Genomic DNA, 12,747 nt, shown 5'->3' on the forward strand with positions numbered 1-12,747 from the left:
TCAGGAGATCCCGACGCGCTTGCCAGCCTCCTCGCGCGTATCGCCTTGGTAGAGGTTCTTGACGTAGCACAACCGCCGGACGAGACAAGTCTCGCCCGCCTTCTGTGCGTCCGTGATCGCCTGTTCGAGCTCTTCCTCCGACAGGTGCTTCACCAACTGCCCTCGCCGACTACTCTTCATCGGGAGATAGCCGCTCTCTCAAAGCTCAACTCTTTCGCAGATCACTCACCGACGTTCGCGGTACGGTTGTTCGAGGGCCTCTGACCGTCTGACGAACGTGTGTGCATAGGGAGCGAACGCCGGTTGATCGAGCTCGCTTCACTCTTCCCCGTTGGTGATCGATCAAATCCGTTCCGAACTTCGGCACCTACTGTGAAGCCAGGAGGTTCACCCACTGGGTAGTATTCAGGCAAACTCTGGGTGAATAAGCCCTTGGTGGGGTTGTCTTGACTGGAAGCCCCGAGTGAAGAGTTTTAGCTTAAATCGAAGCCACTGAACTCAACAGTGCCTTTCGTATCTGTGGAATAACTCCCTCGAACGAAGACACCAACGTCTTGTGTTGCCTGCGCATCAGGGATCGATACCGTATCGACTGTCGTCCAAGTAGCGCCACCATCAATCGAGTACTCCCCGGTGAATTCGGATCCAGATTTAGTCAGTCTGAGCTCCGCGGGATACATGGTTGAGTCAATATTCGTACTACTTTCAATGAACCCATCACCGTCATTGTCCCATTGGAGTGCATAGCCATTCTCCGGCGTTGTTGCGAGAATGAGATCACCTTTCGAAGAGCCATCAGCCGTGATATCGTTTGCTACCATTATTCCAGCTTTAGCCCACAGCCACGTATTCTCCTGACTCTCGACAGTGACCTGTGCGACCACGTCCCCGGACACACTCTCTTCATACACTGCCGCATAATCGTCGTCGTACTTCCAGACATCCATCCCACCTGCCTCAATCGTGTAGTCACCATTCCCGCCAGAGAACGTCGCATCTCCAGCCGCCGTCGTGTCTACTGTGGGACGATTGAGTGACTGTACTGCCACATCGAAGCCACTAAACTCAACAGTACCTTTCGTATCGGTGGAATAGCTACCACGGACAAATGGTCCAATATCCTGTGTCGTCTGTGCCTCAGGAATGGAAACTGTATCGATAGTCGTCCAAGTAGACCCGCCATCGGTCGAGTATTCTCCAGAGAACTCAGATCCAGACTTGGTGAGCCGTAATTCTGCAGGGTAGGAGGTGGAATCAATATTCGTACTACTTTCAATGAACCCATCACCGTCATTGTCCCATTGGAGTGCATAGCCATTCTCCGGCGTTGTTGCGAGAATGAGATCACCTTTCGAAGAGCCATCAGCCGTGATATCGTTTGCTACCATTATTCCAGCTTTAGCCCACAGCCACGTATTCTCCTGACTCTCGACAGTGACCTGTGCGACCACGTCCCCGGACACACTCTCTTCATACACTGCCGCATAATCGTCGTCGTACTTCCAGACATCCATCCCACCTGCCTCAATCGTGTAGTCACCATTCCCGCCAGAGAACGTCGCATCTCCAGCCGCTGTCGTATCCACTGTAGGATTGGCCAAGATAGAAACGGTGATTGACAAACTGTGAGCGGATTCAGTCCCTGAGCTATCGACAGCAGTCACGGAGAACTCGTACGACGTCCCACTTGATAATCCACTTACGGTGGCTGACGTACTGCTCGCTTCAGTCTCCTTCGAGCCGTCAAGGTATACGTTGTAGTGAGTCACGCCAGTCCCATCGTCGGTGGGTGCGTCCCAAGTCAGATCAGCCGTTGAATCAGTCGTACTGAGTCGTGTCAGATTCGTCGGTGCTGAAGGGACGGTCGTCCCGACAGTTGCTTCTGCATCCAGCAACCCACTCCCACTATCCGATCCCGACAGTCCGATGTCTTCCGTATTATTCTGCAACGCCGCCCGTGCCTCTGAACCAGTATATCCGTTCGCCATCAGCAGTCCACCGACCCCACTCACGTGCGGACACGCCATCGACGTCCCGGAGTAGTACGCGTAGCCGCCCGGAATCGTCGATCGGATTGACGAGCCGGGCGCCGCGATGTCGATCTCCGGCCCGGTCGACGAAAAGGACGCCAGATCGTCCGAACTGTCGGTCGCGCTCACGGCGACGACCGAACTGTACTTCGCAGGGTAGGACACACAGTCCGAACAGGGGCCGTCGTTACCCGCGGCAGCGACGACCAGCACGCCCTGATCCGCGGCGTACTGACACGCGTCCTTGAGCGTCGAGTAGTCCGACGAGGAGCCGAGACTCATGCTCGCTACGTCCCAGCCCTGATTCGCCGTATATTCGACGCCGGCGGCGATGTCGGAGAGATAGCCCATCCCGTCGCAGCCGAGGGCCTTGACCGCGTGGAGTGTCACGCCCGGCGCGACGCCAACGACGCCCTCGCTGTTGTCGACGCCGGCAGCGGTGCCCGCGCAGTGGGTGCCGTGGTCGTTGTCGTCGTCCCAGGGTTCGTGGTACGTGTTGCCGTTGCCGCTACAGCTACTCCCGTCGGCGTTCATGCCGGCCTCCACGTACGCCTTGCCCGACCCGAGGTTGTCGTCGAGGTCGGGGTGGTCGCTGTCGATGCCCGTATCGATGATCGCGACGTGCGCGCCGTCGCCGGTGGTGCCGTTATCGTGGACGACATCCGCGTCGATGCGGTCGACGCCCCAGGGGAGCGTCTCGGCGATGGCCTCGAACGTCGCGTCGGGTTCGACGTAGCGGACGTCCGGTCGCTTTTCGAGGCCCTTCCGTGCTTGCTCGGGGAACCGGCCCGCGACAGCCTTGCCCTTGTCGCCGAAGTCGAACCGGTGGCGGACCTCCCGTGCCTGCCGTGCCGCTTCGTCGGCCGCGGCCTTCGTCTTCGTCCCGACGATGACCTGATCCGGCGGCCCGCGGCCCTGGCCGACGCGGTCGTTGTTGCCCGCGGCGCGGTCGTTCCCGACGCCCTCGTTGTTGCCGGCGTGCGACGGCGGTCCGCGTGCCGTCGCCGCGGCGCCGAGCCCGAGCGCGCCGGTGCCGGTCGTGAGTCCGATGAGTAGTCCGCGCCGCGTCGTTCCGAGACGCGACGAGCTGTCGTCAGAATCGACCGACACCTCGTCGCCTGCGTCGCCAGAATTCGTGCCCGATGTATTGGGTGCCTCTGATCCCATACACTACTCAATCGAGAGCGAGGTTTAGAGATGACGGCCCAACTCTCAACCGTGATAACCCGTTCACAGGTTGGGCCTGAAACGGCGATACTGTGTGGCAGTCTGTCATACACTCCAATTCTCACGAAATATGATTCAGAGCATCTCACGCCGGTGATTCGGGCGCAACAGGCAGGGTCTGAGAGTGTCGATTGGCGTCGAAGGGGGTGCCAGAAACGGGGCGTGAGTGGCGATGGGGACGGCGGTCCGATGGGGCTCTCCAGTGCCACGACGATCGGGGATGGCGATCGGTTCACGACGCCGTTCGGACCCCGAAATGTCGGTTGGCGACGGGCACCCATGTCGGCCGACAGTCGACGATCGGAGTGAGCGCCCGATCGGGCCCCACGCTGAACCGATGACCTGCGCCACGACAGTGTCACTAACGTTCTGATTGACTGACCGAATCGGCTCACTGTCGAGATGGGTCTACGGTTAAACGTGAGACACGGATGCACACGAATACGTGCGCCCGTCCACACTGATTGCATCGGCGTGAACAATAGCATCGGTTGTTGCTGGATCACGATGGCTCTCACGTCCCGAGTTCCGTGGCCAGTCGGCCTCCTCAATCTCATGCACCTCGCAGAGCAGTTCGTTGAGTCAGAGGAGTGAGAACGGTGACTAGACGCGTCAACCGCACCAATCAGGTTGGGGGACCAGTAGCAACGTGAAGGAGTTCTTCGCAGATCTACTTATCAACGCGTTCAGTCAGTTCTACATCGAAAATACCTATCTTGTAAATAGTTCTCTGACACCCTCTCTAATGGCGGTATTCATAATAGCAACCTGTCCCAGAGAGGTAATGACGGAGCGTCTCGGGCTGTTCGTGCCCGCCGAACGGGGTTCATAATCAGGATTCAACCCCGGAAACGAGAGTAGAGGAGCCAAAACAGGGGCAACTAGGAAGAGCGACGCCAGTGGGAACGGGGTCACCGCAGTCGCGAAAACGAGAGGAACAAGGCCACAGGGAGAGGGAAGACAGTGAACCAGCTTCCCAAAGGCCTCACCCAGTCAACCAGCGAAGAATCATAAACGGTTCTCGTCTGCTGATTTTGAGTGGAAGGCAGTGTGTACCTGTTAATCCTGCGCTGAATCGACTATCGAAATCTGCCGCTACAGTGCCTGAACAGCCCCTCTTGGACATATTACCAATAGCGATGATCCCACACGAGTTGGTTTCATACTCGCTCCTCGATCACAGTCATACGCCACCTTGCGGGACTCTGAGCCGATTATGACTCTCAAACGAACTCCCTGTCACTTCCAAGCGACGCTCTCCTCACCGGAACTCGCGCTATGCTGACTATGACTCTTCCAGCCGGTCTCGTAACCACTCGGCGGGATACATGGCGGTCAAGCCTGGCGTCTGGATTCGGAACTGTTGCGGGGGCGTGGTTCCTGCATAGGTCTTCGTAACGCGCGGCTCTCCATCAGGGGGATTGTTCAGCGCCTGTAACACGTCATGCCCGGCAGATTGCGTCATCACCACCCAGATTGCCTCCTCCACGTCACAGGAAGCGATTTTATCGAAATCTTCGGGGACTGCGCGTAACACGTCGTGATTAACCCGCTCTGCCTCGACGGCGACGACAATGTCACCCTCGGCGTCCAGCCCCGCAACATCGAGTCGATGCTGATCGTCGAGATCGTAGTACGGAATCACGGTATCAACGCGTGAATCCGGATCTGCGACATATTCTTGTTCGAGATACTGCCGCGCCACCTCGACGGCGAACACATGCTGACTCGATTCTTCGAGATCACCAGCGCCATGACCGTAATCGACGCCCTGCCGATAACTCTCGCCGATAAGCTGTCGACCGTCGGGTGTCACCGTGTAGAGCCGATGGGGATGATCCGTATCGTGGCGTAACACATCCGCATCGACGAGGTCTTGCACGGCTGCAGCATCGATGCCGACGTATTCCTGCAGTCGGATCATCGAATCGTAGAGCAAGTCGTATTCGAGGGGGTCGTACCGCAATTGCTGGGCGTTATAGACGGCTTGAAGGAAGAGCAGCTGGCGGTCGGACCAGTCGGAGACGACCCGTTCCTCAGCAGTCAGCTTCAGATTCAAGTCACAGACCGGAATATCATCGCGATCCGTCTCGGCCAATGACGAACAGCACGCTATGGCGCGCTTCATCCCCGTGATATCCGGATCGTAGCGATTCTGGCACGTCGCACAGCGAAGCGCGTGGAGTGAGGCCACGTACTGCACCGTGGGCGGCAGCCGTTTCGTGTGGGGGAGAGCAGAATCGACGCGGAGGGCGGGCGGCTCCACCTCCTCGTCGGTCTCGGCTTCGTCTCGCTGCGCAACCGTCGGTTCCCCCAGTGTCAATCCAGCGGTGACCATCGTTCGCTCTCGAGCGGCAACCAGTGTCTCGTCAAACGCCTGTTGCTCAGCCGGTGAGAGCGGCCGGTCGCCAGCTGGGTCACCGGGGGGGAGTGGTGCCGACCGGAGGAGAAACGGCCGCGGTTCGGGGCTATCGAAGCCGGCTGGCAGGCTGACGAACCACTGCCCGCGGCGGAGCGCCCGAAGACGATTGCCAACCAGCTGTGGACTCATATCGGTCGTGGCCAGGCGCTCGGCCAGCCGAGGATCGATCGGGACGTTTCCCGTCAGGAAGGTCGAAATATTGTTCAACACCTCCTCGTAGAGATCGGACCCATAGCTTCGCAACTGTGCGGGAAATTGCATCGAGAGCGTGATTGAGCAATCGAAGCCACGCGACTGGGCAAGGAGTTGTTTCAGTAATGCCGAGACAGCGATGCTCGCGGCCTCCTCGATGTAGAGATTCACCAGCGGTTGGGTCCCCTCCGAACGCCGTGTGCGACGACGAAGGGCCGTCCACAGGTTCGAGAGGATGACCAGCGTCAGCACCCGTTGTGCCTCCGTGCGGAGGGACCCCGTATCGAAGACGATCACGACATCCTCATTGAGGTAGTCGGCAAGGTCGAAGTGTGGATCGTCACCCTCAGGCACGTGATTGAAGATACGGGCCAATCGCTGATCGACGGGAATTTTCTCGATGCGATTGGCCACTCCCTGCATGATCTCGTCGAACGAGCGGGCACGATTGGCGACCACACCAGCCAGCATCCGTTCGAGATCCGAATCCGCGACGACGGGTGCAGTCTGGCGTTCATGCATCGTCCGCACAGCCGTGTGGAGATCGCGATGTGAGAAGGCCTCGTACCCACTGACTGGGTCGAACATCGCCTTCACGAGATAGCGGATGACATCCGGCGACCGCACGGCCTGCTCGAAGCGCTCCCGCCCCATGATCTGGGTGAGGATCTCGAGATAGTGATCGACCGTATCCTCGACCGCCGTCTGCCGCGGAACGCCTGCCGCCAGTTCATCACGAATATCGAAGAAGCCGAACGCCGGCAACACAGTCGCACAGTCGAAATACAGGACATTGTCTAGCGTGCCATATCGTGCATAGTGGGCGCGAAGGTACTCCGTGGCCATCCCGTCGCCTTTCGGATCGATCAGGATATCCGCACCTGCAGTCGCCGTGTGATTGGTGAGGATGGCGTTGACCAGACTGGTTGACTTCCCCGACCCCGTCTTGCCAAACCACGCGACATGGAGCGGCTGGAGGGCTGGTGGGAGTACCAGCGGGTCTGCGGCAGGTGTGCCGTCCTGAGTGAGCGGCGTCCCAAGGAGCAACCCCTTACCACGATAGTGCGTGAGCTGTTCGAACGGTGGCCGCGGGAGTGCTGTGCGCTCACCAGGTGTGGGAGCGAGTGCGCGTGCCCCTGCCGCGGTGAGTACATCGCCACCGAGGAGACAGAAATTCGGCGCTTCCGCAGTATCTGCGACGATCCCTCGACTGCGGTTTCTCGTCCACGGAAGATATGCCCGGAGTCCGGTGTAGGACGGCGGATGAATCGTTCGTGAACGGATCTCGTGCGAGAGATTTTCTGCTCTCCCGTTACGGTGCAGTCCCGTGATCTCGTAGCAGGTATGACTGACGCCAGCGAAGGTAGCGGCGAGTTCGCTGACCGCTCGCTCAGCCTGATCAGCGGATGTTTCGGCGTCAGCAATCGCTATGACGCGGGCATTCACGGTGAACGAGTGGCGTGTATCACGAAGCGCAATCTCGTCGAGTCGAGACTCATCTGCCGGAGCGAGGTGCTGGTCGTGATCCGTCGAGGAGCCATAGATGGCCGTTGCCACCTGATCGCTGAGTGTGTCCTGCTTCGCGGCTATCGCGGCACTTCGAGTCGCTGCGTGCGGTGACCAATCTGGATGAGGCTGGAGCAGTGCCTGGTACACCATCGGACAATCAGCAGTCGACATGACCTCAACGACAGCGGCCAGCGGGACGCGCCCGCTATCGGCAGCCTGAAAGTCGCTGAATGGAGTGAGGCGTGTCTGCCAATCACGCCGCCGAGTGACCTGCCCGTAGAATTCAACGGCTGCAATCTGTTCATCAGCCGATTGCGAGAGGAGATCCAGGTCGGGAGCGCGCCGAATTCGCTCAAGTTCGTACGTGTCAGGAAACAATCCGCGGAGAATGCGTTCGAAGGCGTCGAACGCCTCGGTATCAGTTAGTCCGAACAGATACTCGACGGAGCAAGTAGCCTCACCTGTGGAAATAAGCAGGCACTCGATCGTTGGTGGTGGCTGGTTGTTCAGCAGCCGGCCGAAGAACGTCGATGAAGCATCTGCCTCAAGTTGGTGCAGTTGGCGGAAATGTGTCTGCACGACTTCGGGCGAGAGTGGTTCGTCCGTTGGGCGAACACGAAGGTAGGTTCGTGTCGGGTCGGTAGGAACCGGCAGGGACGATCGATCAACATCCGGAGACTGGTCGGCGGCCGGCATGGTGGCGGGCAGGCACCGCCCTGACAGGACGGTGTGTGCTGGCTCTCAATTCGAATCAACAATAATAAATCATAATTATCTAAAATTGACTAGTTAGCTCCCCTCAACTATCGAGACTAAATACACTCACCTGCAAAATCGGATCATCCTGCGGTGGGAATCAGCAATCAGACAGCGAGTAGTTACAGCTGTACGAGAACGCGGTCGCACGACAGGCGACAACGACGCCACGTTGTGTGTCCGTGACGGGACGGACTGGACTCTGTGGAGAGAGCGTGTCGAACGGCGGGGGCACCGTCTATGGCGATATTACTATAGGCCGGTGGACTGCTCGATTCGAGCGTATGACCGACATCCCGCAGAGCCATCGCAAGTTCAGCGATGAGTGATACACACACTCTACCTGACGATCCCGTCGAAGCGGTTCGCGCTCGGGTGCGTGGTAACCTCCATGTCCCCGAGACAGATCACGGCCGACGCATCGTTCACGAACCCAGTGGCACCGAACTTGTCTCTGGTCGACGATTCGAACCGACGAAGTGGATCGATCGACGCTCACAGTTCGGTAATCCCTTCACACTTACCGAGGATGGAGGCGACGTTGACTCGCGTGAACGGGCGATCGCACTCTACAAAGGCTGGTTTCGAGGACAGCTTGCCGAGAACAGTGACTTTGCCCACGCGGTCCACGACCTCTACGGCGAGCGGTTGGGCTGTTGGTGTCTCCCGAGGAAATGCCACGGCGAGGTGATTCTCGAGCATCTCGCGACAGCGTATGGTTCACAGTAGATCGCCAGATCGAGACTCGTCCGTGAAAGGGTCCATACCAGCGGCGGTGCCGACATATGCTCCACGTCCGTCGTCTCGGCGCTCACGGTCAGTATGGTCTACACTTGTGAGGCCTCACCGGTATGCGCAGGGCGCGGCTCGGCACCCAGCACGCGCGGGTTCCCACCACCATCGTCAATCTAGAACAAACGCTCAGAGTAGATGGTGCAAGCAGTCACAAGTCGGCCACTGGCTCAACGCATTCTAGCGGAAACGATTAAGCGGCCTGCACCCAGGTTGGTTCACTCACGCTCGTTTCCCCAAGATCGGTCTGGGTATACCGGTACGCCAGTGTCCCGTTTGCGTATGTGACGGTCGTTTCGATTTCGAGAATACGGCCGCTCTCGGCGACAACAATATGTCCGGTGGCGTTGGTTGCCGCACCGTAGGACTGCGAAACCGCATTCGGGTAGACGCCGGTAACTATGTACACAAGCGCTGTCCGCCCCTGCTGTGTTCGGGTTGCGGTGTGTTCGAGCTTGTACGTCAACAGTTGCGATTTGAGAACGCGACTATCGAACGATTGAGCAACGCGGATGAACGACGCCTCTGATTGGCCAACGAGTGTCTGATTCTGCACACTCCACGTCGAGAGCGTTCCATCAGCGAAATAGAATTCGCGATGAGCTGTCTTCCCATCAATAGCGGCGTACACGTGTTGCTCGCCCGTATCGACCGCCATATCCAGCGTGGTGTTCGTCCGCGGCTCCGTGGATTCAATTACGCGAGACTGATAGGCAATCGTCGCCGATGGCCCGGTTAGTAGTGTGCGATAGTGAGACTGGAACGCAACGGTCGTATTCTCGACTCCCCGTTCCGACCAGCCTGCAGGATAGGCTGCCCCCTCAGAAGTGGAGGGTGACGTTGCAGTGGGAGTGGTAGCTCCTGTCGATGAAGGAGCCGGAGACCCGGTTGAGGTTGGTGTCTCTTGATTGGCTCCTGTGAAGCCAGCACACCCCGCGGTGAACAGGAGGACGGCGATCGCGACAGAGATCCACAGCCGCTGAGCCATAGGAAAACACGATGAAGCAGCCATATCAGAATCACGATTCAGGCTCGTCGTGCTTCTGGAGAGGACCAGTCTGAAACGACGGTTAGTCGCCGGTGAGCTGGCAGCCTCACCGATGTCGATACATGTCGCACCGACAGCGAGCGGCAGATGCACGAAAGCCTGCCCCCCCTAGAGGCAGGCTCGCAAAACATGACAGACTATACTGTCTGTCTGGCAGCGACTGCTGCCAGTGAAGTTTCGAGCGTCGACAAGATAAACATTGATGCCACGGTCAGACGGAATTGTCCCGAGGAGAGCGACCAGAGGGAAGATATCTTGAAAGCCCCCGCGCGCTCGCCACCTGCGACTCGCTGTGCTCCTCACTGCGTTGCGGTGCTTGCATCGTCACCAGAACGCTTCGCGTTCTGGTTGGCTCACGAGAGCTCCGCTCTCGTGAACGTCTCGGCTGGCGAGCGTGCGGCCCCTTTCAGTCCCACCCAGCAGCGACTGACCGGCCAACCGATGCGGGAGGGACTGGAAGGGCGTCTCGCTGGAGGAAAGCGACCGACGTACGCACCGCAGGCCGAAGGCCGAGGAGCACAACGAGACCCCCGACTTCAGCGAGGCGGGGTGATCAAGGTGGTGCCAGTTTCGCCGGCGTATCTGAACATCAGTTGGTCAGACATCCCAGTACGATCTTGACGGTAAACGACCTCATCCCCCCACTCACGGCTGAATCTCCGATCCGTGAAAGGGGCTACCTGTTTCTATCGCGCACTATGCAGAATACAGGTGTATCCACAGGGAGGGTAGTCTCCGCAGGCGTGGACGAATCACTCTGCCGTGCGTTCGCACTCAAAACGCTTCGATTTCTGGGATGTTGCTTCGGAGTAAACCACTGCAATGTCTTCAGGATCGCGAAAGAGGCTGTTCCACACAGTGTTCGCATCGCTATCCGTGTCACAGTTACCTGACGCTCGGCGCTCAGGTAGAGTCGACCCATAATGCTGGTCAATCTCGTATCTGCGGTCGACGGGGGAGCCGTCCGCTCACATCGTGGTTTGTGTGGAGCTATACCGAACGCCCCGCTCGCCGCTGCTCACCGTCTGCTCGCTCGCCCGTTTGGGACGCCAGCGGGTGAGTCGGGTGGTTCCTGCGCGCCTGTCGGTGCTCGGAACCCACCAGACTCACTCCGCTGGCCGCTCGCTCCAGGTGGCGACGGCGCGCGTGGCTCTTTTCTCGGGTCCATCGGCACGCGCCGCTCGCGCCCAGGGGCGCTCGCGAAGGCGCGAGCGGCGCGTGCAGCAGTCACTGTCGGAGCGTGAACGCAGAAAACCGCGAGGACCAGTCGCGGTTGTCGGGCGTCGTGAAACGCCTGTGGAGTGGTATGCCCCAATGTCAACTAAGACCCCATTCGGAGAAGAAGTTTCGGGAGCGGAACAGGAACCGAACAAACACGAAGAGCGCTGGAGCGTCGAGGAAAGTCCCGACCTGCGACCCTCGGTCGAACAGGAAATTCAGGCGACGGTGGATACGAATCACCCGGATGCAACCCCAAGTGGGTTAACACTCGCGGAAGAAGAGCGGTGGAATGCCTGGGAGTGGGAGATCGAGCGAACGCGGGCACGATTCGACCGACGACAGGACTCGGATCGAGAAGCGCGGTCACGGCGGGCGGCAACCCAGATGAGCAGTGAGTGGCAGCGAACGTTCGCCAAGCGGCGGGCAAGCGTCGATCCGTGGGCCGATCCAGACAGAATCGATCCTCGAGAGCAGTTATCCCGTGCAGAACTGGGCGCGGTGAACCGGGAAGCAATGCGATTGGCTGAGCAATTGCCGCGGTGGTCGCGGTCGAAGCTCAGTCGGCGGCTGGCTGAGCGGGTCGTCGACGGGAACGATGTGGCGAGTGCAGTCATCGGGGTATTTGAGGAATTACGGTGGGCGCCCGGACAGGTGATTCCGATTGCAGCGGTCGGAGAGGTGTCTCGGCGCGAGGTCGATATCTGCGGAGAGATCGCCGTGCTGTGGGAACCGTCGCATCCAGCTATCGCGCAAGTGGGGCTGATCGAAGACGAAACGGGACAAACGCGGTTCACAGCGTGGAAGCGATCCGGAGTGCCATCGGTCAGGGAGGGCGAACAAGTGGTGTTCCGAACCGTCGCGACGAACTGGTATCAGGGACGCGTCTCAGTGGCGCTGACGGGGCGCTCAACAATCGCGTTCCCCGAGCGCGAGCGCTGGTGGGCGGAGTAGCGACTCACGCGGTCTTTTTTGATTGTGAAAGTGACGGCGGTCCATCTGGCGGGGAGTGAAGCGTAACGATTTCCCTCCCCGACCGACGGCGCCTCCGCGTCGCTCCGGCCCCGCCCCTCGCGCGGTCTCGGTGTCCGAAGACACCGACTCCTCGCATGCCACGTTCGCGTCTGGGGAGTGTTTATCTGCCCCAAAGGGAGTGCGGGGCATCTTTGACAGCCCCCCGCACACCATGGCCGACCCACACCCACTCACCCAGTTAGATGTATCGACGCGCGTCCTGAAGCGGGCGCAGTACGAAGCCTTCGAGTTCACACTTGAGCCTGACGGAGTGCGCGTCAGAAACGGGAGCTACGCCGATCCCGAGAATCACGAATATCTCGTGCGTGTTGCCGACGGGCTGCCAATCTCGTGTACGTGTCCAGCCGATGCGCGCTTTGCAGGGGCCTGCAAACATCGGCTCGCCGTGGCGATCCGACGCCCAATTCTCACCGCAGCACTGAATGACGCTGGCAGGTCTCGCGATGACAGCAAGACTGACCGGACAGTTGACACGGAGAAGTCCGTCACACCAACCAGCGGAGCAGATACGTAGTGCG

General features: G+C 59.4%; 7 protein-coding genes. 3 read left to right on the forward strand and 4 right to left on the reverse strand.

From position 1 onward, the window contains the following. From DU502_RS05000 to DU502_RS05010, 3 genes are all read right to left on the reverse strand, one after another. On the reverse strand, positions 1–153 hold the full coding sequence (locus DU502_RS05000; RefSeq protein ID WP_166033631.1) for a hypothetical protein: 153 nt from the start codon (positions 151–153) through the stop codon (positions 1–3). Positions 154–473: 320 nt separating this feature from the next. Continuing rightward, positions 474–3,197: a S8 family serine peptidase gene (locus DU502_RS05005; RefSeq protein ID WP_124897022.1), complete on the reverse strand. Its 2,724-nt coding sequence runs from the start codon at positions 3,195–3,197 to the stop codon at positions 474–476. A 1,345-nt stretch (positions 3,198–4,542) separates the two neighbouring features. Continuing rightward, a complete protein-coding gene (locus tag DU502_RS05010) occupies positions 4,543–8,076 on the reverse strand; it encodes a type IV secretory system conjugative DNA transfer family protein (protein WP_241966870.1) in 3,534 nt (1,177 codons plus the stop codon). Positions 8,077–8,457: 381 nt separating this feature from the next. Here DU502_RS05010 and DU502_RS19035 point away from each other — a divergent pair, with 381 nt between their 5' ends. Beyond that, the gene (locus DU502_RS19035) at positions 8,458–8,865 is read left to right on the forward strand and encodes a DUF4326 domain-containing protein (RefSeq protein WP_121922050.1); all 408 of its coding nucleotides are present in this window, start codon (positions 8,458–8,460) and stop codon (positions 8,863–8,865) included. A 256-nt stretch (positions 8,866–9,121) separates the two neighbouring features. On the opposite strand, the gene DU502_RS05020 is transcribed toward DU502_RS19035, so the two are convergent. Further along, a complete protein-coding gene (locus DU502_RS05020; RefSeq protein WP_121922051.1) occupies positions 9,122–9,586 on the reverse strand; it encodes a hypothetical protein in 465 nt (154 codons plus the stop codon). A gap of 1,704 nt (positions 9,587–11,290) precedes the next feature. Between DU502_RS05020 and DU502_RS05025 the strand changes: the two genes are divergently transcribed. Next, complete coding sequence (locus DU502_RS05025) at positions 11,291–12,148, forward strand: DNA-binding protein (RefSeq protein WP_121922052.1); 858 nt, start codon at positions 11,291–11,293, stop codon at positions 12,146–12,148. A 232-nt stretch (positions 12,149–12,380) separates the two neighbouring features. Next, on the forward strand, positions 12,381–12,743 hold the full coding sequence (locus tag DU502_RS05030) for an SWIM zinc finger family protein (protein WP_121922102.1): 363 nt from the start codon (positions 12,381–12,383) through the stop codon (positions 12,741–12,743). The last annotated feature ends 4 nt before the right edge of the window (positions 12,744–12,747 follow it).

Origin of the sequence: Haloplanus aerogenes (genome assembly GCF_003856835.1) — an archaeon.
Taxonomy (GTDB): domain Archaea; phylum Halobacteriota; class Halobacteria; order Halobacteriales; family Haloferacaceae; genus Haloplanus; species Haloplanus aerogenes.